This window comes from Mycobacterium sp. SMC-13 (genome assembly GCF_045311035.1).
GTDB lineage: Bacteria > Actinomycetota > Actinomycetes > Mycobacteriales > Mycobacteriaceae > Mycobacterium.
Genome location: NZ_JBJIAI010000020.1, coordinates 1 through 24,980, shown reverse-complemented (window position 1 = coordinate 24,980; position 24,980 = coordinate 1). Strand labels below are relative to the sequence as shown.

Genomic DNA, 24,980 nt, shown 5'->3' with positions numbered 1-24,980 from the left:
ATGCGAACTCAACACAAGGCGCGTCGCCGGATTCAAGGACCGCGATGGGAGGCGAACAAAGCCCCCGACTTCATGCTGGACCCGCCGCCGGAGCTGCCCCGGCTGATCCCGCAGCCCGCCGTCAAAAAGGCCCTGCCCTGGGTGTTCGGCCTGGTGATGGTCGGCATGGTCGGCATGATGATCTACATGGGGTTCCGGCAGATGAACCCGATGTATCTGCTGATGATGGCCATGATGGGCCTGGGCCTGTACTCCTCGGTGAGTGCGCAGGGCGCCACCGAAGATGACGTGACCACACCGAAGATCGACTCCGAACGGGCCGAATATCTGCGGTACCTGTCCGGCAAATCCGAACTCATCCGCGAGGCCGCCTCGACACAGCGTGCGGCTGCCGAGTGGTCCCACCCTGACCCTGATGCGCTGGAAGCGGTGTTCGACACGCCACGGCTGTGGGAACGCGGCATCACGGATCCGGATTTCCTGATGGTGCGGGTGGGCCGTGACGAGGTCCGCCTGGCCAACAAAATCAGGGTCAAACCCGTCGAGTCCTCCGAACTCGATTCCGAGCCGGTGACCAAGCTGGCCCTGCAACACCTACGTGCAGTTCAACAGGTAGTTCCCCACTGCCCCAAGGCAATTGACCTTGCCGGGCGTGGCCTGATCGGGTTCTACGGCGACCGGGAAGCGTTTCGTGGCGCGCTGCGCGCCTGGAGCGCACAGATGGTCAGCTGGCACAACCCGAACAACCTCGGCCTGGCAGTCGTCGCGCCGGATAAGGACACGCTGGAGAAGCAGTGGGGCTGGGCAAAGTGGTTGCCCCACGCGGAAAGTCAGGACATCGACGGGGCGGGACCGGCCCGGTACCTGTCGGACAACCTGAGCGAGGTGGCGGCGGCGCTGGACCCGTTGCTCAAAAGCCGCGCCAAAGTCGTCGACGAAAAAGGTGCGGTCGACGCGTCCGGGGTCACCAAGTCGCACAAGCACTTCGTGATCATCATCGACGATCCGGCCGCACCGCTGGCCGTAGTGCGACGCCTGTCTGCCCTGGATGGAGTCACGGTGATCGCCTACCGCGATGGCTCCGGCCCCGACCGCGACTACGCGCCCCATGAACGGGAACTGGTGCTGCGGATGCAGATCAACCCGTACAGCGACGGCGCCGCGCTGCAGATGGATCAGTGGCGCGAGTTCCGCTGGAAAGCGTTCTGCTCAGAGCCCGACACGCTGGGCATGCCCGTGATCGATCATCTGGCGCGACGGATGTCCAAGTGGGACAGTGCCCCAGCCGGCGGTCAAGATGCCGACTCAGCAGCGGCGCAGACGATGCTGGCCATGCTGGGGATCGACAACGCCGCCAAGATCGACGTCGCTTCCCTATGGAAGCCCCGAATGCTGCCCGTGGGTACCGGCGAGCCGGTCATCTTGGAGCCCATTTTGAAGGTGCCGATGGGACTGCAGCCCAACGGCGCCCCCCTGATGCACGATCTCAAAGACGCCGCTGATGGTGGATTCGGGCCGCACGGCCTGATGATCGGCATGACCGGGTCCGGCAAGTCGACGACCTTGGCGTCGCTGGCGCTGGGTGTTTTTGCGCTGCACTCCCCCGACGTCGTGCAGGCGATCCTCACCGACTTCAAAGACGGCGCGGGATTCGAGGCGTTCGCGTGCTACCCGCATGTCGCGGCGATCATCACCAACCTGGAAGAGAAAAAGTCCGAGGTCAACCGTTTCGGTGACACCCTGCTGGGTCTGCTCGACCAGCGCGGCCGCATCTTCTACGACGCCGGCATGCAGGTACGGGGCGAACCGTTCAAGTCGATCGTCGAATACAACGAGGCCCGAGCGACCCCGGCCGGTGCCCACCTGCCACCGGTGCCGTACATGCTGGTGTGGGTCGATGAGTTCTCGCTGCTGCTCGAAGATCACCCCCACATGGCTGAGGTGTTCGACAAGGTGACCCGTAAGGGCCGCTCGCAGGGGATCTACTTCCTGTTCGCCAGCCAGACCCTGGACGTCGGCAAGATCAAGGACATCGACAAGAACACCCAGTACAGGATCGCCCTCAAAGTGGCCTCCGACTCGATCTCGCGGCAGGTCATCGGCTACGGCGATGCCTTCCACATCCCCGACAGCAAAAACACCAAGGGCACAGGCTATTTCGTGCGCGCCCCGGGCGCTGAACCGGTCAAATTCCGCAGCTTCATGCTGCCCGCGCGCTACGAGCCGCCCACCACGATCACACGCCGGGTGATCTCGGCTGATCCCCGGGCGCGGGTCTTCACCGCCGGCCGGGTGCAGCCCGACGAAGCGACAGTGATCGAGGAAGAGATCGAAGCGGAGTCGTTCTTCAAGAAAGGTGAGGAACGCTCCCTGGTGCTGACGGTCGGCCCGCAGCTGGCCGCGCACTACGGTAAGAAAGCCCCCCAGCTGTGGGCACCGCCCCTGGACGACCCGATTCCACTGGACAAGGTGCTCGCCGAGGCGCAGACGTTGCCGCCGCGCTCGGATGCCCCCTGGTGGCCGCTGGGCGAGATCGATATGCCACGGCGGCTCACCCACGGCCTGTTGACCTACAGCTGCGACGACGGCACCGGCAACATGTTCGTGCTGGGCATGAACAAGGACGAAACGTCAATGGTGGTACAGAGTTTCATCCTGTCCGCCGCCTCGCGGTATGCACCGACCGAAGTCGGATTCTTCCCGTTCGCCTATGGCGGTCCCGCGCTGGGAGCCGTTCGGGACCTGCCGCATGTGGGGGCAATCGGTGGAAAAGACCGTGACCAGCTCAACCGGCGTTTGTTCACCGACCTGGATGCAGTAGCGGCCGGACGCCGGCGGATTTTCGAGCTGCACAACATCGGCTCAGTAGACGAATACCGCCGCCGGCGGCGGGCAGGTGAGGCCGCGCTCGACGACGGCTACCCCATCGATCTGTTCGTCATCATCGACGGCTACGAGAACTTCTATACCGACAACACCGACATCATGCATCCGCGGAACCCCCACGAGAAGAACCTTGAACGCCTGGCCGCCGCCGGCAACGGGATTCACGTGGTGATCACTGCCGCAGACTGGGTCAGGATCAGTGGACAGGTCACCAACACGATGGCGGTCTACTACGAGCTCAAGCTGGCCAATGCCAACACATCCCAGGTGAAGGGCTCGGTCGACGACAAGCTGCTGCGGCCACAAGACCGCATCCCGGCCGGGATGCCCGGTCGAGGCATCACCAAGACGGGGGACGTGATCCGGTTCGCCGTCGGTCGCACCGATGGCCAAGCCAGCATGGACAAGCTGGACGTCAAAGTTCGTGACACCGTGGCCGCATTGGTGGATCGGCACAAGGGGGCGCGGCCGGTGCCGGCGCCGCAGCTGCTGCCGACCCTGCTGCCGGCGGCGTCACTGCCCCAGAACCTGGGCGGGGAGAAGTACGCGGTGGGTATCCGCGGCCGCGACCTGCAACCTCAGGTGTTCGACTTCGCGGAGTCCCCGCTGTTGGCGGTATACGGCGACGACCACCATGGAAAGACGCCGTTCATCGACAACATGGTGCGCAATGTGGTGGCCCGCCGCCGCGACCACGATGACGCGATCGTCGCAGTGTTCAGCCCCCGGCGTGAACTCAGATCGCTCACGTCGCTGCTGGTGCCGGGCGAAGACAGTTACGAAACGACCGCCGAGGGCATGGCGCGCATGATCGCCGCGATCGGACAAATTTGCGACAACAGAAAACCGAAGGTGAATTCCGGAGCCGGCTGGGATGAGCTGCACGAGTGGACATTCGATGGTCCGAAGATCTACTTGTTCATCGACGACGTCGACGTGATCCCCGCACAGGTGACCGTTCACGCCCCGGTGCCCGCCGGCGCCCCGGCCGGAGTCCAGCCGGTCGGACAGCTGGTGCCGGTCTTCCAACCGCTGCTGCGGCACCTGGCGACCGCCCGCGATGTCGGACTGCGCGTCATCGTGACCCACCGGGCCACCGGATTGGGCCACCTGGAGATGAACGCCAGCACCCTGCCCGGGGCATTCCACGCGCAGAACGCCGACAGGATTCTGCTCGGGTCGTCGGCGCAAACCGACAAGGTTCGCGGCGTGAAGTTCGAGCTGTTGGCGCCTGGACGTGGATATCTGATCGCTTCACGCGAAGAGAACTGCGACTACATCCAACTGGCCGCACCACACGGAATGTAACCGGCATGTTAAATGAGCACTACAGCGGTGGTTTGGTGCTAAATCCGCGTGCTGCAATGTCTGGCATGTGTCGTTTGCTGACGGTACCGTCGTTTTCGGGGAGTACCAGACCAGCAAAAAAGCGTCAGGCCGGGGGTCTACCGGCGGCGATAATTGAACTGGCAGCAAAACAGAGGGGACGCTTCACTCATGATTCTTGACGTAACTCCAGAAGTTCTAGCTTCGGCATCGGCGCAGGTCGCCGCCCTGACCGGCCGACTGATCGCCACCAACGCCGAGCACGCGGTGGCCACCAGCCTGATCCTGCCGCCCGGCTCCGATCTCCCGTCGATCAAGACCTCGATGTCGCTGATCGCTCAGGGCGCCGAGCACCAGGCCACCGCCGCCATGGGCAATGCGCAGCTGACCAGCTCCTCGGCCGGCGTCGCCGAAACCGCGATCAGCTACCAAATCGGCGATGCCGAAGGCGCCGCGATCTACACGGCCGCCGGCGGCGTCGGCATCTAACGACAGGCCGGAACAGAACCGATGCTGGCACCAGCACCACCGATACCCCCGATCTGGCACGCCCTGCCGCCGGAAGTGCATTCCACACTTCTGACCACCGGCGGCACCGCCGCGGGCATCATCGAGGCGGGCACGTCCTGGACGAACCTGGCCGCCCAGTACGGCGGTGCGATCGGCGAACTCGAAGGAATCCTGTCCTACATCCAGGCCAACTACGAGGGACCGTCCGCTCAACAGTTCATCGCGGCCCACCAGCCGATGCTGGCGTGGTTGGCCGCCGTGGTGGCCAAAGCTACCGGCGCGGCAATGGCACACGGACAGATTGCCGCCGCCTACGGCACCGCGGTGGCGGCCATGCCAACGATGCCTGAACTGATCGAAAACCACGTCGTCAACGCGACGCTGAACGCCACCAATTTCTTTGGGGTGAACACGATTCCGATCGGCCTCAACGAAGCCGACTACCAGCGGATGTGGATTCAGGCCGGCGACGTGATGGCGGGCTGGGACGGCGCCTCAACAGCAGGCCTGGACTCCATCGTGGAAACGCCACCGTCCCCGATCACCCTCATCCCCGGTGTCGGAGAATCCGGCAACATCGCAGCCACCGCGGCGTCCTTCCTCACCCAAGGGGAAGCCGCGGCCGGCGGGGCCTCGCTGACCGGCGCCGACACCATGAGCAACGCGCTGCTGGTGAAGAAAGCCGCAACCAGCCCACTGTCGATCGCGGACAAGGCGCCCGGGCCTCAGACGTCGGCGCAGGACAACGCCCAGCAGCAAGACCAGCTCAAAGACGGCACCCAGAACGCTGCCACCAACTTCATGCAGCAAGCCGCCTCGATGGCCAGCAGCGCGCCTCAGGCGGCCGCCTCGGCCATCCAACAGCCCGCCCAGCTGGCCACCCAGGCCCCCCAGATGCTGCAGAGTGCCCCACAGGCCCTCGGTCAGCTGCTGACCCAGATGGGCGGCCACGGGGCGTCAGGACTGGGCGGTCAACCCGGCGCGGCGATGCCCGTCGGATTTCCCGGCACCGGCGCCATCAAAGGCTTCAACCCGGCCGGGATGACCAGCTTGGCCGGCGGGGCGTTCGGCTCGGGCCCGTCACGGCCACTGATGCCCTCCACCTGGGGTGCCTCGCCGGCAACGACAGCCGAGATGGCCGGCGGCGCCACACGCGGGATTTCCCCTGTGGCAACACCACTTTCGGGTGCCGGTGCCAGCGGCAGCGGCGCCGGTGGCGGCATGATGGGTTCGGGGGCGCACCGCAAGCGCAACAGCCGGTCGGAAGCGGTCGACACCTATGCCGATGACGCGCTCGACGAAGACGACGACGTTGACGGGGGGACTTTCGCGATGGCCCGTTGACACCAGCCGCGCACACCTAACGCGAATCGAACACAACTCAACACCATTCCGAAATCCCTAGTCAGGAAAGGACTTTCACCATGGGATTGCTTGACGCAAACGTTCCGCAGATGGTCAGCTCCTCGTCGAGCTTCGCCGATCAGGCTGGCCTGATGCGCAGCACCATCGCCCAGGCCGACGCCTCCGCGCAGCAGGCACAGGCCACCCACCAGGGCGACTCCGCCGTCGCCTTCCAGGTCGCGCACACCCGCTTCGTCGAAGCGGCCGGCAAGATCAACACCCTGCTGGACGTCGCCGGCGCGAACATCCACGAGGGTGCCGGCACCTACACCGCGCAGGATGCTGCCGGCGCGTCCGACATCGCATCCGCCGGCGGCGCACTGCCCGTCTAATCCGCCTGCAGGGCACAGACTCTCACCTCTGAAAGGACAAACAGATGTCGCAAATTCTCTTCAACTACCCGGCGATGCTCGCCCACGCCGGCGAAATGAACGGCTACGGCGCCGCACTGCGGTCGGTGGGTTCGGGTATCGCCAGCGAGCAGGGCGCCCTGGCCGCCGGCTGGACCGGCGACACCGGCCAGAGCTACCAGGCTTGGCAGCAGCAGTGGAACTCGACTCTCGACGAGCTCGTCACCGCCTACAAGGCGATGACCGACGCCCACGAGAACAACACCTTGACGATGCAGGGCCGCGATGCGGCCGAGGGCGGCAAGTGGGTCTAACCCCGTAGCCGCAGAGCTCGTCTACAGAAATGGGGCGGTCACCGATTACGGTGACCGCCCCATTCGCGTGGCTACAGCACTCAACAGCTGGCAGGAATCTCCATCAGACGCGCGTGCTCAACATCTGATGCCCCTGCGGGGTCGTGATCTGAAACAGATTGGCGTGCTTGAGGTCCTGAGTGATCACGATGGTCGTCGCCGGCGCCTTGGAGGCCTGCGGCCGACGAAGGGTCACCGTGACCTGACTGGCCGGCGCCTCGATACTGCCGTCGGTCACCACAATCGCATCCGCAGGCGGCAGTGTCGGCGGCAGACTGAACTGCTGCGGTGCACCGTGGTTGGCCAGCGGGCCCCACTGCCGGACATCGGAGGTGGCCAGCGCGATCGGCAAGCCGGACAACGCCAGACGCGCCACGACGCCGACATGGAATTCTCGAGTACCAGTGACCGTGATGCGCACCGGCTCCGGCGAAGCCAGACCCAGATAGACGGGCTGCCGCTGCCGATTGAAGCCGATCGGGACGCCGGGCGCCGACGTCGGCCAGTGCAGCGAAGCCAACTCGGCCGGATCGACCTGCGTGGTCGGCAGCTCGTAATCCATACCGGTGGCGGTCATCGCCGCGGCGACGTGGCGGTGCAGACCGTGGAAACCGGCCAACCCCGGCAACGGGTTACGGTCGGGCTTGGTCCCGGTCAGCGTGCCGACGCAGGCGGCTACGGTGGTGGGCTGACTGCCCCGTGAAGCGATCGTGACGCTCACCCACAGGGCCTTGGTACCCAGCGCCGGCAGAGCCTCCAGAACCGTCTGCAGGGCGCCCGACTCGACCGCGTAGATCGCCCGGAATCCGTCGTTGTACTCAGTGGCAGTCCACGTCTCGCGACGCACCGTGGCGGTCGAAGGGACGAACCGCGGCACCGCTTCGGTGTCGTCGATAGTGGCCAGCCACCCCCGCTCGCGTAGCTCAGCGAGCAGCCGGCGCGCGGTGGTATCGGCCAGTGCCGCCCGCTGCGGCGCCTTCGGCCTCTCACGGTCACCGTCACCGCCGTCGTCGCCGGCCGGCGTGCCCATGGTGGTGCGATGTGCGGTCAACACCCCGATGTTCTGGTCGGCCCGCAAGGTGTAGGACAGCCAGGTTTCACGGTGCTGCGGAGTCCGGCTGGTCAACAGCGAGGCCGCATCGACGCGCAGACCACTGGGCGGCGGGGTGCGAGTGATCGAGGTGATGTTCAGCTCATCAGCGCGCACACCGTAGCGGTTCAGCCAGCTGGTGACGAACTCCCACGGCAGCTGGTCGGTGGTGTCCGACGGTGTCGTCAAGCCGTGCGGATGAGGCCGCAGGTGGATGACGATCCGCGCCTCCAGCGTGTCCGAGCGCGGCGCCGGTGGCACGGCGTCATTCGGGGATTCATTGCGGCGCCGCCGATTCGGCGTGCCGCGTTTACGCTGACGGTTGTTGTACAGCGCCATGGGCGCCCAGCGGTGCACGGTGGTCGACAAGTGCTGGCCGTGCCAGGACCCCAGGAATGCCACGATCAGGACGCCGCCGATCAGGTAGTGCCACCACTGGGTTGTGCGGCCGGCGGGCACCAGAGCAGCCCACCCCAGCATCAGCAGGGTCACCAAGATGCTCACCCGGCGCCAGCTCGGCGCGGCGGGAATGAAGCGGGATTGCTGGCTAACGTGTGTTGCCACGGCGCATTCCAATCACAGCGACGAAGGCGACGGCCGCGGCCAGGGCAAGGAAGCCGCCGCCGAAGGCGATCAGGTAGGGCAAACGGTTATCCGGTGGCGGAGGTGCCGGGGGCGCGACGCGTACCACGGGCGCGTTCACCGGCTTGGCATCGCCCTTGGGGATATCCCAAGTCAATGCGGCCACAGGGTCAATCACCCCGGCGCCCACCAAGTTTGACGGCGAGCGTGGGCCGTTGTGCGCCGAGGCGACCAGACGGTTGACGATCTGGCGGGACGTCAGATCGGGGAACGCCGAACGCACCAGAGCGGCCACCCCAGAGACGTACGCGGCCGCGAAGCTGGTCCCGTTGATCGGTACCAGTGGTTCCTTGGTCGAGGGAAGCCCGTTGACCAAGCCGGAATTGTCAGCATTGCCCAGGGACACGATCTGTTCGCCCGGCCCGGCGATCCCCACCCAGGGCCCGGCCATCGTGAAGCCGGACGGCTGCCCCTCAGGCGTCAATGACCCCACCGACAGCACATAGGGCTGCCAATACGAAGGGGTGGAGATGGTGGTGGCGCCGGCCCAGTTGCGGGGATCACCAGGGTTGTTCGGGTCGGTCAGCGGGTTCGAGTCGCAATTGTTCTCCCCGGCGTTACCGGCCGCGGCCACGATCACCTGATCCTTGTCGACGGCGGCGTAGCGCACCGCGGCGCCGAGCGCGGCCTGGTCGACCTCCTTGTACCGGGCGATGCAGTCGGTGAGGGAAATGTTGATGACCCGCACCCCCGGCATGTCCGCGGCGTGGCGGATCGCGCGGGCCAGGGTCGCGACATCGCCGGCGGTCTTGGCCTTCTGTGGATCGCTGCCCGAGGGCATCTTCGGTGACCACTGCGCCGAACTCTGCCGGATCGATACGATCGCGGCCTCCGGGGCGACCCCGGCGAACCCGTCCGGCCCGGGCTGGGCCCCGATGATCCCGGCCACCGCAGTGCCGTGGCCGTCGCAATCAGTCAGGCCATTTGCGGCCGGGTCGATGTAGTCACCGCCGCCGGTGACATTGGGCAGCAACGGCTGCTGCCGGACACCGGAGTCGATGACCGCGACCGCCACTCCCCTCCCCCGCGAGGTCTTCCACGCCTCAGGCAAGTTGAGCATCGCCTGGCTGGGCGGGACAACGTGGGGATCGAAGCCCGGCAGCGCGCCGTAGAACGCGCACGCACCGTTGAACCGCAACTCCTGCGACGGCGACGGGGCCCCGTCAGCAGGCAGCGCCGCGGGATCGACCACCGGCTGGGTCAGTGCGGCCGCTTCCGGCAGCGGGCTGCTCAGCACCAGCAGCGCCACAGCAGCTGCGACAGAACCGATCTGGCGAAACATCACAGAGCCCCCCGATTACGGATCAGGCTGTAGAGGCCGGTCAGCACCACCATGGCCGGAAAGATCGTCGCCAACAGTGTTTCCTCAAAGAGAGTGAGGTACCGGCGCTGAGGGATCGTCAGCGCCCCCGGCTTGAGCGCGGTGGCAACGAGCAGCAGCGTGACCAGCCCGACCAACGCCGCGGCCGCATAGACCGCGGCCAGCAGATGCCCGCTGAACGCGAAGGACGCAGACAGGGCGACCGCGGCGACGAACGGGGCCGACAGGAGCCACAACGCCGGCACCGCCGAATCCCAAACACGCATCCGCAACACCGTCACCATCACCGTGGCGATCATCAACCACCAGGCCAACAGCGACGGGGCAGCCGGCAGCCACACAACCATGACCGAGCCGATCACGGTCATGATCACCGACGCGGCGATCATGCCGTTCTGATAGGCGTTGGAACGAGCCACCTTTGTCGGGAGTGCCTCGATCTCGGACAGCGACAGCGGCGGCGGATCATCCTCGTCGGGGGCCGGCACGTTCGGCAGCGGGAACCGCGCCCACACCGCGGCAGCGGTAGGAGCGGACCGGGCCGTCAACAGCGAGATCGTGATCAGCACGCAGCCCAGCGTCACGTACGGAAGATGGGCCACAATGCGCAACGCCGCCAACAACGCGAGCGAGGCGGACACCACGATCATCGACGTGTACGTGGAAATCCACGTCGCGGTCAACGTCAACATCACCAGCGACCAGGCCGCCAGGCCGGCCGCGGCCAAGAACACCCGAGGAGCGGCCCCATCGCCCGGCAGGGCCGCCGCCAGCGCCAACGCCAACGGGACCGTGCTGGCCACACCCATACGGGCCGCGGCCACCGGTTCGCCCCGGCGAGCCAGCACCCCAGTGGCCGCGATGTACACCACGGCCAGAACACCCAGGCCGATCGCCGCCCACCACCGGTGATGACCGTGCCACGTGACCAACGCCAGGCCGCACACCAACGCTCCCAGCACCAGCACCACGATCTGAGCGACCGCGGGCAGCAGTGACTGCGTGAACGGCTTGAACTGGCTTGCCGAGTGGATCGCGGCAGCATCGGCAATGTTCTCAACCACCGGCGGCGCGGTAGGCCCCGGCGGCAGCTGGCGCAGCAGAAGCAGCTCGCCGTCGTCGACCGCCAGCGCCTCCAACGTCGCATCCAGGCTGAACGGCGTAGACCCCGGCGGCGCAAGCGAATACGGGCGCAACGCGATGACGTTGTCGCGCTCGGGCAGGTCATCGTCGTCGCGGCCCGAGGCCAGTGTCTTGCGTATCCGTGGAATCAACTCACGGATCGGCAGCCCCGTCGGCAGCGCGATATCGGCCGAGTTGTCCTCCCCCACAACCTTGACGCGCACCAACCCGGTGGCAACAGCAGGATCCATTGTCAGTACCCCATCCCCTCAGCCTGAGGCTGCTGCCGTGTCGGATAGAAGCTGGCGACCGCACCCGCTACTTTCGTGACGGCCTTCTGTGTCTTTTTCTTCATACGGGTGAACTCGATCGCGCCGCCCTCGTTGAGGTGGTCATCGAACGGCACCGTCAGCACGTGTTCGGCGCCTCCGTCTCGGAACTGCGCGGCGACGTCCTCGATATCGACCTTGGGTTTCTGCGGGCTCTGCTGGTTGAGCAAGATAACCGTCTTCGGCTGCAGCCACCCCATGTCGTGGGCGGCCAGATACTGCCGGGTTCGGCCAGCGCCGTTGATTCCGGGACTGTCTTGCGAGGCGACCACGACCAGGCAGTCGACCTGTTTGGCGATCGCCTTGAACAGGGGGGCGGTGATCGCGGTGCCGCAGTCCAAGATGATCACGTTGTAGTGCGAACGCAAGGTCTTCATCGTCGTCTCGAAATCGACGCTGGTGAGTCGGTAGTTCGAGGTCGGATTGTTCTGCGAGGACAGCATTTCGAGGCGGTCATCGTTCTGCACGGTGTATCGACGGATCATCGAGTAGACACCCGTGGCTTGTGGTTCCATCGCCACGAACCCTTGGATGTTGGCCGTGGCTCCCCCGTGCTCATAGAAGCGGTCAGACAGGTTGCCCTGATCGGTATCGACGTCGACGACGATCACTCGGTCGCCGCGCTCGCGAGCGATCGCGTTGCCGGTGGCTACCGCCATCGTTGTCTTGCCGACGCCGCCTTTGGAGTTGACGAAGGCCACCACGAAGACGTTGACCAGGGAGGCGCGGATACTGCGGATCAGCTCTTCGGCTTCGACCTGCTTGGCGCTCGGTCCTGGCTTGATGAGCCCAAATGACATCACCGACACGGCCTTTCGCCACCCGGTCGGGTCGATGTGTCGCGACGTGGTCACGATCTGGGCGGGGTCCGAGCCGCTGACGTAGCCCACCGGATTGAACGGCGCGCCCCCTGCACTACCCAGCAATGGGTGGGGTGCCGATCCCGAGTCTTGCTGCTGTGGTGCGGTGTTCGGGGTCGGGGTGTCGAAAAACTCGCCAACGCCGGCCATTTCGCGGGCCTGAGCTATGGCTTGGGGCGAAATGGTCGTGGTCTTTTCGGAATCGTATTCGTCGTCGACGCGGCGGTCTGCCCGTGGCGCCGAAGGGTCGCGCGGTGGCTGCGGCGGGGTGGGAAAGACAAAGCCCTGCTGCGCGAGGCGGTGTTGGCCGGTGTTGTTGCGCGGCTCGCCGGTCGGAGGCTGGGCGGGCTGCGGTGCGCCGTGGGCTGGGGCCGCGCCGTAGGGCGGCGGAGTCGGCCGTAGGCCAGGGTTGTGTGGCTGGACAGGCTGGTACGGCGCCTGCGGGCCGGTCTGGTAAGGCCGCTGCGGTGCCTGGGGATCGGCCGGGGGCACCTGCGGGATCGGGCCGCTCTGGCTCGGCGAGGGCTGCCACTGTGGCGCCTGCGGAGGCTGCGGCGCCTGCGGAGGCTGTGGCGCCTGCGGAGGCTGCGGCGCCTGCGGAGGCTGCGGCGCCTGCGGAGGCTGCGGAGGCTGCCGCAGCTCCCCCACGTGCGGCGCTGCGCGGTGCAGCGGTCCGCTGTCCCCGGGCTCAGGCTGGCGGTGCTGACCCTCATCGGCCGGGGCGCCGGCCACATTCGCGTCAGTGTCACCGGTTGCGTCGCGGTGGGGGTCGTTGTCGTCGTTGGAGGTGAAGAAATCAGGTGGTGTGCTCATCATTGTTTGTCCATTCCAGTTAATGGTCAGATGTCGAAGTTCTCTGCGGGAAACCAAGTGCCGGAAGGCAATCGGCTGATCAGTTCACGTACGGCCATCGCAATAGCGAATGGTTCGCCCGGTGCCCACACCGACACGCCGCCCTGGCGGGGGGTGCCTGGAACCGGGCTGACCAGGATCAGGCCGACCTCGGTGCTGATGAGGTTGACACTGACGTCGGTCTGGTGGCGGGAGCCGTTGGTGGCCTGGTGCGCCGTGAGCTCCACGGTGACCCGCTCGCCGGTGCGGGCTATCTCCATGATCTCGGCGTCTTGTTCGGGGACGCCCAGGTCGGTCAAGGTATCGACGATGTCCGCGCCGCGCCCGATGCGGGAGTCGATTGACTTCCCGATATCCATGGACAGTTCGAACTCGTTGAAACGCGCAGGTCGCACATCGTCGGGCAGGCCCGAGGTGATGATCGGCACGATGGCTTCACTGTGTGTCAGCTGCATTGGTGTGAACGTCACCATCTGCGCGTAGCGAAGCGCGACCACGGCATCGGAATCGGAGGACCGGGCCAGGACACCACGCAGGACCTGCTGGTTGTCGGTGCTGGTCACAGTCAGCCATTCCAGCCACTGGGATGCATGGCATGTTGTCCGAATCGCCTGCGCAACAGCGGCTTTAACGTTCTCATGGGTATCGATGACACCGGATGCGACGAGCTCGGCCTGGGTCTTGGCGTTGAATTCGTCGCGCTCGGCGGGATCGAAATAGGGAGCAGTGATAGCCAGCTTCCAGGGGAAGCTGCCGGCGTGAAGGTGCTCGGCCAGGAACCACGCCTGCTGCGCGGTGATCTCCACCGCCTCGAACCTAGTCATGGTCAGTTCATTCCTTTATGTCGGGCAGTTCGGCGGCTTCGAGCTCGTCCAGCACGGGCGACAGTGCCCGCTCGGTGATCAGCGACATGGAGGTATTCCACCGCCGCTCTTGCTCTTTGAGCCGGCGCAGGGTGGAGCCCCTCAGTCGAAGGGTGGTCGCCTCTTTCTTGTCCGCTGCTTCCACGGCATTCTGGGACAGCTCGCGGACGAGGGCACTACCGGCGGTCTCCCGTTTTGAATCCTCGGTGGCCATCGTGGCTTTCACCCCTTCCCTTTCTGGGTCCAACCCCACGTGCCCGCAGTAGAGCACAGAACCCGGACACGACAAATAGATCGCGTAACGCAACAGTCCATATCGATCCCCTACCCCCGTTTGTCGGTCGTGCGCGAATAGCCGCATGTGTCAAACCGACTGAGTCCAGTGTGCCTGCTTGGCGTAAGGGCTACCTACACAAATCGGCGGAAAGCGCATATCGAAATATCGAGCGATGCGCATACCGCGTGATGGCATATGCGCATACGCGCCGCATACGTGGGTATGCGCGCACGCAACGGCGTCGGACGACAATCTGGGCTGGGCGGATGGCGATCTATGGCACGTGTCCAACCGGGCTGCCACAATTGGGCCGCACCAAGGAAGTCCATCAGAGCGTTTCGCCGCGCTGATGGGGACCATGCATCTACCTACCCCCCGAAACGTCACGTGACGAACATGCTGCCGAAGCACGCAACCGGCTGTTCAGGTGATGCAGCGTGCATCACCTGACATCCAGCCCCGACACGCCCCCGAAGATCCGAGCCCCACCCCTACAACGCCTATAGCCTAATACCGGCATTTAGGAAGGAGTCACAAGTGGCAGGAATGACAACCCGGGCTCGCCGCCCCGCGAAGCCCGTCGGCAAGAAGACCGCCAACCGCTTTGCAAAATTCGCCGGCGGAGATACCGCCAGCGATATGGACCTCTCCCCCACTATCGCCGCCGAAGAGACGGGCGACACCGGCCTCATCGCCGGCATGTCTGCCGTCGCGGCCGACGAAGCGCACCGCGTCGTCGAAATCCGCGTCGCCGAGATCGCACCGCACCCGTTCAATGACCACGCACGCTCCGAGCCGCAACCCGGAGACCCGAAATGGGACGAGCTCCTACGCGGCGTCAAAGCCAACGGCGTCCGCCTCCCCGTCCTGGTCGTCCCGCGCGAATCCTTCGCAGCCGTGAGACCCGGTGCAGCAGAAGGGATTTCCCCTGATGCGCGCTACGTCCTCGTTTACGGGCACCGTCGACGGGCCGCCGCACTCGAGGCGGGCCGTGACACCCTCCCAGCCGTCGTCGACGACGGCATCATGGAAGACGATGGCGACATCGACGCCATGGCCACGGAAAACCTTGGGAGAAAAGACCTTTCAGACCTCGCCGAAGGTGACCTGTACGCGCGGTACTCCGACATGGGCCTGAGTCAGCGTCAGATCGCCGATCGACTGGGCGTCGATCAGTCCACAGTTCAGCGCAAGCTGGCGCTGAACCTGCTGGCCCCCGAAGTCCGCGCCGCCGTCGGCGACGGCAAGCTGCCGCCCACCGAAGCAGCGGCCCTGGCCGGCAAGCTCCCATACGGCCCACTGCGCCGCTGGCAGAAAAGCAAGGACCCCGGACAAGACACCGAGGAACGCCGGGCCGAACAGATCGAAGCGCAGCGCCTCGTGCTGCAGCAGAACTGGTCGGCATCACGGGCCGCCGAACGCGTCATCGCCGAGCGTGACGCCCGGGCCGAAGCAGTCGAGTTGGGCATCGACCTCGTCGACGACCCACGCACAGAACTCGGCGACGGCTACGTCGATCACCGCATCAGCCGCGGGGAGTACAACGCCGGCGACGACGTCCTAGGTGCCATCAACACCAACACCGGACAGCTCGATCTGTACCGCCGTCCAGCCGCGCCGGCACCGACGAAAGAGCGCGCAGTGGAATCCGCCACCAACGGTCAGGCCGAGCGTTCCGCGGCGGCCGCAGAGCGTCCCGGTGCGCCGGCGGCCAAGGCCGGTGGCAAGGTCGACGCCGATGATTCCGACGCGGGGGAGAGCGTGGGGGAGTACGACGACCTCGACGACGACCCGGACGAAATCGACCACGAAGAGGCGGCGATCGCCGAACAGAAGCGAGCCGACGCAGCGGCCTCAGCGGCCGCCCAGAAGCGCCGTCGAGAGTCCTGCGCGGCACTGATTACCCACCAACCGAGCAACGCCGAACTCCTCAAGATTCTGGTCCGCCAGTACCTGTCCGGGGTCGCCGCGCGCAGCCAAACCTCGGCAGTCAATGCGCTCCTGCGTGACTGGGACGCCAGCGCCGAAGGGCCGGGGGAGAAGGCCCGCAACGCCCGGGCCTTCCACCGTGCCGTCGCTGCAGCCGAATTGCACACCGCCGAACTCAAAGACAAGGCGTGGGATGACGACGCCGTCAGCCACGTCGAACTGCTCATCGAGCGAGTCGGATACCAGCCCACGGCCTACGAACGAGCCCAGCTCGACACCGCCAGCCGGTGATGCACCGTGCATCACCAACCAGCACCCGTCAGTCGTTATGCACCATGCATCACCGGTCCAGCCACGTCCTGAGTGATGCAGCCTGCATCACCGGCCACTAGCTCTCAGCGTTAGGAGAACAACCGCTCATGGCCACATACACGGTCGCCAACATGTCCGGCAGCGTCGGAAAAACCACCACCGCCGTCACCCTCGGAGTCATCCTCGCCCACACAGGTTTGCGCGTTCGCATCATCGATCTCGACCCCCAAGCCAACGCCTCAACCTGGCTGGGCTACCCCGATATCAAGGGCGCCACTATCGCCGACGTGCTGCGGCTGGAGGCCAAGATCAACGACGTCGAACGGCCCGCGAGGGTTCTGTTGGGCTACAGCAACGACGGCGAACCCGAATACGACGACACGGACCCCGAGGGCTTGATCGAGAACCTCACCATCGTCCCGGCCGCACGGTCGACCCTGGACAAGTTGATGGTCGAGCTGCCGGCGGTGGTCGGGGGAGTGATGCGTCTGCGAGACGCGCTGGAGGCCGCCAAGCCGGTCGACGTCACCCTCATCGATTCCCCGGGTTCGAACAGTGCGCTGGTCACAACTGCTTTGATTGCGTCCTCAATCGACGAAGAAGGCCCCGCGGGCGCCTGGGGCCTGATCACCTGCACCAAGCCCTCAGGGAAGGAATCAGAGGGCATTCAAGCCCTGATGCGCGAGCTTGCCATCGTCAAAAAGACGTTCCGGATCGACATTCCGCTGCTGGCCATCGTGCCGTGCGCGGTGCCGGCGACCGGAGCGGTCTACAAGGAGCAGATGGAATTCCTGCACGAAGGGTTCGGCGCCAAGGTCACCCCGCCGGTCCGACGCAGCTCCATCGTCGACGAGGCCTACACCAACTACCTACCCGTCCCGCTGTACGGGTACCGCGCCAAAGAGGTCACCCAGGACTACTGGAAAGTGATTACCCACATGAAGGGCCAGGGGATGTTCCACGCGGCCGTCAATGCCTGACGAGACCGCCAAGCCCTCCAAAGTGGACGGGCTGAGCAAGGTCAACATCCCTCGAGACCTGCATCTGCGGGCACGGGCCGCGGTCCGCATCGTGCGGCGCGTCACCGGCCGGTCCTACACGATCGCGCAGTTCCTGCGGGAGGCGATCATGGCTCAGCTCGCCGTGATCGCCCGCGACTACAACAACGGTCAGGAGATCTACCCCGACACCGCGCCGCTGGACCCCGGCCGCCGGTGACGGGGCACTCTGCGTCGGTGGCAGGGCCCGGCTCGATACGTGGAGTTCGGCGGCCCACCAGGGGCTAACGCCGCCCGCCGTGCCGGCCGCCTCAGCCCTGGGTGAGCGTTTGTCCGTGGTGTCGCACTGAGCACCCATAGTGGACGTGTGCAAAACCGTTCAGAGAGGGCCCACGCGGCTCTCCAGCGACCCGGCAGCGACCAGCGGGGGGAGTGGCCCGACGTCGATGACTACGTGCGGGACAGCAGCGTGCCGCTGCACCCACCGATCGACGATGCGGTCCGTGCGCCCCTGCCGTACACCTACAGCGCGACTGACATCATGGCCGCCCTTCCACGCTCGAACGCCGTTGACCCAGCGGCCCTGCCTATCGCCCTTCAACGTAAAGCGACCCAGCACGGTGACGACCTCACCGACATCTCCGTCTCCCGGGCACTGACCGTCCCTCGGGGCCGGCTGGCACGGGCCACCGACTGGCTTCACTGGCGGCACCGCCCGGAACCGCAGTGGGTGTACACCGACGACGAGATCGCCGCGTTCGACGCCGCCGCGCTGGACTGGCCCGCCGTGCCCGAAGAACTCGACCGCTACGCCAGCGCGGACACCCTGCGCCGCGAATGGCACAAGCGGTGGCTGTGGCGTATGCAGCCCGGCGCCGCGGCCCTGGTCTGGCGCGAACCGCACCTGGTTGCCGTCGCCCAACTGATCGGCCGCGACATCCGCTCCAGCGCCGCATGGAACAGCAGCCTGTTCGACATCAACCGCGTCCGCGTCGACCTGCCATCAACCCTCAACGACATCTACGTGCGCGCGCACCGCATCTGGCGCGCCCGCGCCAACCTCGTCCCGCCGGCCACGAAAGACCCCGCTGACTCGGTGGCCCGCCGCAACCACGAGATCATCGACGCGGCAACGGCCGCGTGGGAAACCCTCGTCGAGCTCGTGCGCCAACTCCAGGACTACCGCGCCCAACTCGCACCGATCGACAAGGTCGTTACCGAGATCGCGGCGCTGGACCAAAGCAGCCACCGCATCACCGACGACGCGGTGCGCCAACTGCACATCGATGCCGCCGGCAACACCTTGCACCGCGGGGACGTCCACGAGGCCACCACCGAGCTGGCCGACCTCAACGCCCACCTCGCCGCACGGCTGGCGACACTGCGCCAGAGCCTCACCGACACCACCAACGGACTACTCCTGAGTGCGCCATAACGCGCCAACCGCGCCAGCCCGCCCCGCCGCCGCCCCGTAGGAGAAACCCAGACGCGCCATGAGTACCAACATCACGTTCAGCACGCCCCGCGGCAAGGTCACCTACACCACCAAGGGCAACCCACTGCCGACCGAGCCCGGGGGAACCGCCGGCGGCCTGCTCGGCGGCGAACCCACGCTCGTGACCATCGTCCAAGGCATCCTCTCCGGAAACCTGCCCAAGCGGGTCCGGGTCGCCGAACCCAACCTCGACTACGAATTCAGCTCCACCCGCGACACCCTCGCCGACATGGCGGCCGCCATGCTTGCCGCCGGCAACGGCAAAGGCCGCCTGTCCGACACCGGGTGGGACGCCCTGGACGCGGCGATGGACGGCAACTGACGCCGACCGTCCCGCCGGGGGAGTGAGAGATTGCCCAACATGTCCGAGGGCGGGGGCACACTAAGGCCATGTCCGAACAAGCGCTGATGCTCTCACCCGTTGCACTGATGCTCGCCGGGTCGGTGTGCCTGGCGTGGTCGTCGAAGGCGACCGGTCGCAGCCAACGCCGCCGGCAGCTGGCCACCGTCGTGCTCCTGATGTTCGCCGGCTTGATCGGCGTGGGCGCCATCGTGATCGCGACCATGCGCCTGAGCACCCAGCCATGGACCGAGACAACGATCGGAGACACTGTCGCGACACTGTTCGTCGACGGAATCGCCGTCCTCAGCGCCACCGTGCTCTTGGGCTACATCGGCTTCTGGGCATACCTACGCGACCTCCGCCGCTCCGCGGCGCCACACACCCCGGCTCCGGCGCAGGGACACGACACCTAACAAGGAAACGGCGAGTCATGGAAACGAACGTGGAAACGAACGAAACCCTCATCGACCGGTCGAGCGAGCGATTCATCGTCGATTACGGAACCCCGGTCCACATCCCGGCGAGCATGGTCAACTTGGACGAGCTCGCCCCGCTGCTGACGCGTGACATCGAAGCCAGCACTTACGGACATACCGAGCCACCGACGGTGTTCCGCTACGTCCCCGGCAGCCCGCCGCGGCTAGAACCGCTCACCCTGACCTGCGTACAACCCGAACAGTACGACGAGGACGACTGGGCACACCCAGTGTGGGAGCTGACCGGCCCGGCTGATAAGACCGGCCTGGCTGAGCAGACCTGGGCCACGCTGCGACTCCGGATCGACGGACGGGTCTAGCCAGATCAACGAATAATGCTGCGCAACAAGGGGATTAGCACCGATTAACCAAGCGTCCTCCCGACCGGCACGGGCAACAGTCATTGCCACGGTTACACAGGGCAGGGGACTGCAGCTGACGCGGCACAGCAGCGGCACAAGTAATAGTTGTGAACACGCACAAGCAATGCTTGTACGTGTCCGTGCCGCTCGATAGCATCGCCGGGAAACGAAGACCGCAGCAGGAAGGGTGCGCTGATGACCACCGGTGATCCGACAGTCGCCTTGATTCACGCTGCGGCACAACGAGATGCCGGAACCTTCGCCGCCAAGATGGCCGATTCCTCATTGGAAGCGGCCGTCGACATCTGGCTACGACGCGTCGCGCGCCGCAAAGTCAGCCCCGCCCAGCGCGCACGCCTGATGAAAAGCGTCGAACGCGGAGTGGCCGCGGAGACCAAAGACGTCCAACTCACCCGCGCGGCGCTGCTGCGGGCCGCGGGCCTCGACGACCGGCCGGCAGCCTCGGCTGCCTATGACGCCGGCGCTACCTACGCCGAGATCGGAGCCGTCCTCGGTATGACTCAGCAGGGGGCCAGTGCCCGGTTGCGCCCCTACCGGGACGGGACATCATGAGCGGCGCCGACCTGGGGCGCCACGTCCTGATCCTGACCGCGGCGGGGTCGTTCACCGTCGCGGGCCGGCGGTTGACCGATCCCGTCGACAGCGCCGACAAACTCGGCAAGCTCATCGCCTGGGCCGCCGGGAAACATGGTGGCCTGCAACCGATTCCCGGCAGCGGTGAAGAACCCAGGCCCGCCCGCGTGTGGGTGGCCGGCGCCGCGGTCGCATTACTGGCCGGCGCAGCCGACGACACCGACGCGGATCCGGGAGCACACCTCGGCAGTGTGCTCGCCCCGCTCGTCGACGACGGATGGGAACTCCGCAAAGGCTCAGGCCCGGCACTCATCCTCGCGCGAGGCAGCGGTACCGGCCGCGTCGTCGTCGAAGTACTCGCCGAACCGCAGCCATGGTTGGCAGCGGGGGAGACCGCGGTCGCCGATGACGCCGGCGAACTCGGCCGTCGCCTGGGCTGCTGGTATTCCGCGCTGGGAGTGCTTCCCGAGACCACGGGTGCGGTGTCGGGAGCCGTGCTGGCCGACCATGTAATGGCCAGTCGTGCGGGAAAGCGCGGCGCTGTGGTGTCGGCACCGGGGCTGTTGCCTTCGTGGGCGACACCCGAAGTCCGAGTTCAACCGGCCTGGGCGATGACCGCGGACCAGCTGGAAAACGAGTTTCGCCACAGTGACGAAATTGTCCGGATAGCCCAGATGGCCCCCGCACTGGCGTCTGCGGGCATGCTCACCTTCGGATACGGGAAATCTGAGGCACTCGACGGCGACGCCGCGGCCGCGGCCGCCGCGGCGCCGAAACGAGCGTTCGGTCTCTGGCTGGCCGACCTGCCGGCCGCCAGCGAACTGACGCTGCCCGACACCCTGCCGCTGCCGCACCCCCTCATGGCCCCCGACCACCGCGTGCAGGCATGGCTGACCACCGAAGACCTCGACGGCCTGACCAACGCCGTCCGAGACGGCGGCGCCGGCCTGACTATCGAGCAGCTCGGCATCACCGAAGCCATTGTGTGGCACCAGAAAGCCCGCGTCCTGGAAGCGTGGGCAACCCGGATGCGGGAGGCCCGCGAGACCTTCGCCGACGACCCGGCGCTGCTGGCACTGGTGGACACGGCGGCAGCCGACTACCTCAATGCCCTGGCCAATCCGGACATTTGGACCGACGACAGCCTGCGGCACCACTACCAACCAGCCTGGGCCGCGGCGATCGCCACCCACAACCGGATGCGTGGCCGGCGGGCCGCGATGCGCATCTCCCGCGAATACCACGCGTGGCCGGTGTACATCGAGGGAACGTCGATGATCTACGGCCCAGCCCCAGCCGAAGACGGCAGCCCCGTTGACCTGTCCGACACCCACACCCGGCTCGGCCGACTGACCGTCACCGCCCGCGCAGAACTGACCGGCGAAACGATCCTGGCAGTGCTGCTCGCAGAGACCACCAGCCAAGTGGGCGAAGCACTGGCCGACGCGCTCGGCATCGACATCGTCGCCAGCGATCAACCCACTGCCCCCGCCGAACAGCACACTCCCGCAACGGAAACCGAAACCACTGCTGCCGACAACGGCGAAGCCGAACCCGTGGCCGGCGAAGAGAAAACAACCGCGGCCGCGCCTGATGCATCAACGCACACCTCAGATCAGGGGCCAGAACAACCAGACAAACCTGCCGGCCCGCGCCGCACGAAGGCCAAACCCAAGGCGACGTTGGGTGGAACGCCGGCGGCAGTGCTCGACACCGACGGTCTCTGGCTGGCCGACGGAACCCGCGTGGAGCTCGACGAGCCGATCACCCATGTCGGGCAGGTCGCCGAGCTGGCCTACACCCACAACCTCGGCTTCCGAGTCTCCGAGACGTTCACCGAGCCCGGCCAAATCTGGCTCAGCGTCGAAGTTTGCGAAGCCGTCGGCGTCGATGTCGACTCGATCGACTACCAACAGCCATCGAAGTCGCTGCGCACGCTCACCGCAGGAATCCCGTTCGTAGGAAAAGCACTTGACGACGGATGGCGCTTCGGTGGCATCGCCGACGGGGAACCGGCGGGACTGGGGGCATGGACCCGCGTCTACCGCGAAGGCGACGAACGCAAAGGGGTGTGGGTAGTCCTCACTGCCGGCCTCGGTGACGACGTCGCCATGCCGATCTTCGCGGGAGACCCCACAGCGGCGCAGCTTGCGCGCCGCCTGGACTTGCTCGCCGAAGCACTGAAATTTCCATGGAAGATCAGCTCGAGTGTCACCGCGATCGATCTCATGCTGCAGGCACGGCCCAAGTCCTGGTCGCCCCAGGACTGGAAGAACGTGGTGATGGCCCCGTCAACAACGGAGCCACCGTTCAACATCGGCGACGTCGAAGCTGACTTCAACTGGTCGCGCGAGCCCACCGACGAAGAACGGGCGATGACATTCCTGCACGCGTACGACCGCGGCGGTTCATACGTCGCCGGCATCGCGGGAACAGAACTGCCGATCGGCGCCCCAACCCACCATCCGCAGGGAGCACCATTCGATCCGCGGGTACCGGCCTACCACCTGACCCTCATTCCCGACCAAGAGGATTGGCGCCAGCCCTACGTGCTAAATCCCCACGGGTACAAGTTCACTGAACCCAAATGGGTGTGCTCGCCGAGACTGGAGCGGGCCATCGCACTAGGCTATGAGCCAGAAATTCTGGAGTCCTACACCTGGCCACAGCACGGCCGGGTTCTGCTCCAGTGGTATGAGCGACTCCGCGACGCCAGCACCATCCTCGATACCGACGACCCCGATTGCCAAGCGGCCCGCAATCAGTCAAAGGTTGTCCGCAACAGCGGCGTCGGCATCATCGGATCAGATACCTTCCTGAAAGGGAAGACGGGCTACAACCCCGAGCGCCGACTGCACGTGATGGCCAAGGCCAACGCCAATATCGTCTACCGCATCAACGAAATTGGCGTGAAAACCGGACGCTTCCCGGTCGCCGTGCTCAAAGACACGGTGTTCTACACATCGAATGAAGTTGATCCGGACAAGGCGTGGCCAGGAGGTCCAAAGACTTACGGCCGCGGCTTCGGCCAGTACAAGCCGGAACGATCAGGACTGCTCGCCGACCAGCTCAAGTATCTGAACGGGCGGGGCTACCAGGGAAAGCAGGAGCTCGACCCCATCGACGACTGGCGCCGGGCCCACGGCCTGACTGCCAATAACGAGGAGGCGTAATGGCTTTCGGACGCCGGAAGAATTCCGGTCTCACCACGGGGGCCCTCTCCGATTACCGCACCGAAGACGCTTCCGCCGGCGGTCGGCAAACGGTCAATGTCGATGCGGCGGCACGAGCCCTCGGCGTATCCAAAAAGGCGGTCCGCGACGTGATCCGCAAAAGTAAAGCCAAATTCTCTGACCGGGTCCTGCGCAGTCTCACCGGACGAGTCGACGCCGACAGATCGGATGAAGCCACACCGAAAGGACTACTACAGGCCGTGTTTGGGCGCGGAGCCCGCGGCGGCGCGGTCAACGCCAAAGCAGCCGCAGACGCCCTCGGAGTATCGCAGGGCACTGTTCGACGGTGGGCCGCCGGCACACAGAAACCCTCGGATGAGCACCTCTCATCGCTGAGGACCGCTGCACGGCGCGTGACATCGACAAAGCGCGGCCGCAAAGCTGCTGCTGATGAATTCCGAAAAAGCGCCCTGGGCAAGGCATCCGAGCGCGGCGGCACGATCTACGTGTCGGTGTACGGCTATCAGGGGCCCGTCAAAGAGAGTCAAACCTACTGGCGTGACCGCACGATCTACCAGCCCCTCGACACCACCGACGTCCAAGCGATGCTGCGCGCCTACGAAGAGGACGGCGACGACGGCTTCCAACGGTGGCTCACCGACCGCGGAAACGACTACATGAACGAGGGCCGCTACCACGGCGTGGACGACATCTGGGACTTTGCCGACATCCACGACATCAAGTTCGAGGAGCGCCCTTGACCGATGGGGTCAAGCCGGTCAAAGGTCCACGCTGGACGCAAAAACGACTGGTGGACATGCTGATTGAGTGCTACGGGCCATCAGCCCGCGGCCCGGTCGATGTCGCCGCTGTGGCCGCCCACGTCGACGTCACACCCGCGACGGTCCGCCGCTGGCTCCACAACCCGGACGGGCCACCAAGCAGGACCCCGGCACGGGTCCCACCCGATCGCATCAGGCAACTGCAACGCGCCCCCGACACGGCCGAAGAGGAACAGGAAAGGCGCTACCTGTACTGTCCGTTCTCATTGATTCTGGGGCATTCTCATTGAATCTGGGGTAAGTGCGTGTCTTTCTCATTGAATCTGGGGCA

22 protein-coding genes are annotated in these 24,980 nt (G+C 66.0%); 16 read left to right on the top strand and 6 right to left on the bottom strand.

Translation table 11 applies throughout. The features are described from left to right. From eccCa to ACJH6I_RS23910, 5 genes are all read left to right on the top strand, one after another. Complete coding sequence (eccCa, locus tag ACJH6I_RS23930) at positions 1 to 4,194, top strand: type VII secretion protein EccCa (protein ID WP_406784598.1); 4,194 nt, start codon at positions 1 to 3, stop codon at positions 4,192 to 4,194. A 189-nt stretch (positions 4,195 to 4,383) separates the two neighbouring features. Continuing rightward, positions 4,384 to 4,701, top strand: coding sequence for a PE family protein (locus ACJH6I_RS23925; RefSeq protein ID WP_406784597.1), 318 nt, complete (start codon positions 4,384 to 4,386; stop codon positions 4,699 to 4,701). Positions 4,702 to 4,722: 21 nt separating this feature from the next. Continuing rightward, on the top strand, positions 4,723 to 6,066 hold the full coding sequence (locus tag ACJH6I_RS23920) for a PPE family protein (protein WP_406784596.1): 1,344 nt from the start codon (positions 4,723 to 4,725) through the stop codon (positions 6,064 to 6,066). Between the two features lie 80 nt (positions 6,067 to 6,146). Then, positions 6,147 to 6,458 (top strand): WXG100 family type VII secretion target, encoded by a 312-nt coding sequence (locus tag ACJH6I_RS23915; protein WP_406784595.1) that lies wholly within the window; start codon positions 6,147 to 6,149, stop codon positions 6,456 to 6,458. Positions 6,459 to 6,502: 44 nt separating this feature from the next. Then, positions 6,503 to 6,790: a WXG100 family type VII secretion target gene (locus ACJH6I_RS23910; RefSeq protein ID WP_293016980.1), complete on the top strand. Its 288-nt coding sequence runs from the start codon at positions 6,503 to 6,505 to the stop codon at positions 6,788 to 6,790. Between the two features lie 103 nt (positions 6,791 to 6,893). Here the strand turns inward: ACJH6I_RS23910 and ACJH6I_RS23905 are convergent, their stop codons facing one another. From ACJH6I_RS23905 to ACJH6I_RS23880, 6 genes are read right to left on the bottom strand one after another with little or no spacing between them, the layout of a single operon-like run. Beyond that, on the bottom strand, positions 6,894 to 8,423 hold the full coding sequence (locus ACJH6I_RS23905; RefSeq protein ID WP_406784594.1) for a hypothetical protein: 1,530 nt from the start codon (positions 8,421 to 8,423) through the stop codon (positions 6,894 to 6,896). A gap of 43 nt (positions 8,424 to 8,466) precedes the next feature. Beyond that, positions 8,467 to 9,843: a type VII secretion-associated serine protease mycosin gene (gene mycP / locus ACJH6I_RS23900; protein WP_406784593.1), complete on the bottom strand. Its 1,377-nt coding sequence runs from the start codon at positions 9,841 to 9,843 to the stop codon at positions 8,467 to 8,469. Further along, on the bottom strand, positions 9,843 to 11,255 hold the full coding sequence (gene eccD / locus ACJH6I_RS23895; protein ID WP_406784592.1) for a type VII secretion integral membrane protein EccD: 1,413 nt from the start codon (positions 11,253 to 11,255) through the stop codon (positions 9,843 to 9,845). Before eccD ends, mycP begins: the two co-directional genes overlap by 1 nt. A gap of 2 nt (positions 11,256 to 11,257) precedes the next feature. Beyond that, a complete protein-coding gene (locus ACJH6I_RS23890) occupies positions 11,258 to 13,006 on the bottom strand; it encodes an AAA family ATPase (protein ID WP_406784591.1) in 1,749 nt (582 codons plus the stop codon). Between the two features lie 26 nt (positions 13,007 to 13,032). Beyond that, on the bottom strand, positions 13,033 to 13,851 hold the full coding sequence (locus ACJH6I_RS23885; protein WP_406784590.1) for an ESX secretion-associated protein EspG: 819 nt from the start codon (positions 13,849 to 13,851) through the stop codon (positions 13,033 to 13,035). Between the two features lie 25 nt (positions 13,852 to 13,876). Beyond that, entirely contained in the window at positions 13,877 to 14,122 is a 246-nt protein-coding gene (locus ACJH6I_RS23880) for a hypothetical protein (protein ID WP_293016974.1), read from the bottom strand. A gap of 609 nt (positions 14,123 to 14,731) precedes the next feature. Here ACJH6I_RS23880 and ACJH6I_RS23875 point away from each other — a divergent pair. The 11 genes from ACJH6I_RS23875 to ACJH6I_RS23825 all read left to right on the top strand — a co-directional run bounded on the left by ACJH6I_RS23875 (position 14,732) and on the right by ACJH6I_RS23825 (position 24,939). Beyond that, complete coding sequence (locus ACJH6I_RS23875) at positions 14,732 to 16,405, top strand: ParB/RepB/Spo0J family partition protein (RefSeq protein ID WP_406784698.1); 1,674 nt, start codon at positions 14,732 to 14,734, stop codon at positions 16,403 to 16,405. Between the two features lie 128 nt (positions 16,406 to 16,533). Continuing rightward, positions 16,534 to 17,406: a ParA family protein gene (locus ACJH6I_RS23870; RefSeq protein ID WP_406784589.1), complete on the top strand. Its 873-nt coding sequence runs from the start codon at positions 16,534 to 16,536 to the stop codon at positions 17,404 to 17,406. Then, positions 17,399 to 17,644: a hypothetical protein gene (locus tag ACJH6I_RS23865; protein ID WP_406784588.1), complete on the top strand. Its 246-nt coding sequence runs from the start codon at positions 17,399 to 17,401 to the stop codon at positions 17,642 to 17,644. The genes ACJH6I_RS23870 and ACJH6I_RS23865 overlap by 8 nt, the downstream gene beginning before the upstream one ends. Before the next feature lie 147 nt (positions 17,645 to 17,791). Further along, positions 17,792 to 18,859, top strand: a complete 1,068-nt coding sequence (locus ACJH6I_RS23860) for a hypothetical protein (RefSeq protein WP_406784587.1) — start codon at positions 17,792 to 17,794, stop codon at positions 18,857 to 18,859. A gap of 58 nt (positions 18,860 to 18,917) precedes the next feature. Next, positions 18,918 to 19,241 carry a hypothetical protein gene (locus tag ACJH6I_RS23855; protein WP_406784586.1) on the top strand — a complete coding sequence of 108 codons (324 nt, stop codon included), beginning with the start codon at positions 18,918 to 18,920 and terminating at the stop codon, positions 19,239 to 19,241. Between the two features lie 68 nt (positions 19,242 to 19,309). Beyond that, on the top strand, positions 19,310 to 19,675 hold the full coding sequence (locus ACJH6I_RS23850; protein ID WP_406784585.1) for a hypothetical protein: 366 nt from the start codon (positions 19,310 to 19,312) through the stop codon (positions 19,673 to 19,675). A 29-nt stretch (positions 19,676 to 19,704) separates the two neighbouring features. Further along, complete coding sequence (locus ACJH6I_RS23845; RefSeq protein ID WP_406784584.1) at positions 19,705 to 20,058, top strand: hypothetical protein; 354 nt, start codon at positions 19,705 to 19,707, stop codon at positions 20,056 to 20,058. Positions 20,059 to 20,295: 237 nt separating this feature from the next. Next, complete coding sequence (locus ACJH6I_RS23840; RefSeq protein WP_406784583.1) at positions 20,296 to 20,673, top strand: Fis family transcriptional regulator; 378 nt, start codon at positions 20,296 to 20,298, stop codon at positions 20,671 to 20,673. Continuing rightward, complete coding sequence (locus ACJH6I_RS23835; RefSeq protein ID WP_406784582.1) at positions 20,670 to 23,867, top strand: hypothetical protein; 3,198 nt, start codon at positions 20,670 to 20,672, stop codon at positions 23,865 to 23,867. The genes ACJH6I_RS23840 and ACJH6I_RS23835 overlap by 4 nt, the downstream gene beginning before the upstream one ends. Continuing rightward, a complete protein-coding gene (locus ACJH6I_RS23830) occupies positions 23,867 to 24,628 on the top strand; it encodes a hypothetical protein (RefSeq protein WP_406784581.1) in 762 nt (253 codons plus the stop codon). Before ACJH6I_RS23835 ends, ACJH6I_RS23830 begins: the two co-directional genes overlap by 1 nt. Further along, positions 24,625 to 24,939: a hypothetical protein gene (locus ACJH6I_RS23825; protein ID WP_406784580.1), complete on the top strand. Its 315-nt coding sequence runs from the start codon at positions 24,625 to 24,627 to the stop codon at positions 24,937 to 24,939. The genes ACJH6I_RS23830 and ACJH6I_RS23825 overlap by 4 nt, the downstream gene beginning before the upstream one ends. Positions 24,940 to 24,980: the final 41 nt, after the last annotated feature.